Here is a 588-nt window from a genome sequence, read left to right as displayed (position 1 = left end):
CAGCATAACAACCCAAATCGGATAGCGGCCAGCTTAATGTCTTATGTACTGGGTGGCGGTTCTTCATCGCGTTTGTTTATGAACTTGAGAGAAGCAAAAGGCTATACGTATGGGGCGTATGCTTCATTAAGTCCGGATGAGATCATCGGATCTTTTTCAGCCGATGCCAGCGTTCGGACTGAGGTAACTGACAGTGCCGCTTACCAGTTCTTTTATGAATTAGACCGGATGACTAAAAGATCAATCACCGAAGAGGAGCTCGATGCAGCGAAAGCGTATTTAACGGGTAGTTTCGGTCGCTCGCTCGAGAGTCCTTCGACGATCGCTAGCTTTGCGCTGAATACAGAGATATATGATTTGCCGAAAGACTACTATAAAAACTATTTAAAGAACCTGAATGGAGTGAGTGTTTCGGAAGCGAATGAAATTGCTTTGAAATACATCAAGCCGAATAATGCTTATTTGGTTATCGTAGGCAACGTAGGGGAGTTTGAAGATCAGGTTGCTCAGTTCGGAGAAGTAAAGCGATATACCAAAGAAGGTTATCCGGAGGAGAAGAAGGCCGTAAGTGCAGATGTTACTGTAGAT

Annotated in this window: 1 protein-coding gene; it reads left to right on the top strand. The window is 44.4% G+C overall.

The window, feature by feature from the left end; genetic code table 11:
• A partial coding sequence (locus tag DC366_RS20685; protein WP_133176264.1) for a M16 family metallopeptidase occupies nucleotides 1-588 on the top strand: 588 nt, incomplete at both ends.

Origin of the sequence: Pelagivirga sediminicola (genome assembly GCF_003072125.1) — a bacterium.
In the GTDB taxonomy this organism is placed as follows: Bacteria; Pseudomonadota; Alphaproteobacteria; order Rhodobacterales; family Rhodobacteraceae; genus Roseovarius; species Roseovarius sediminicola.
This window is presented reverse-complemented; position numbering and strand designations above follow the sequence as displayed.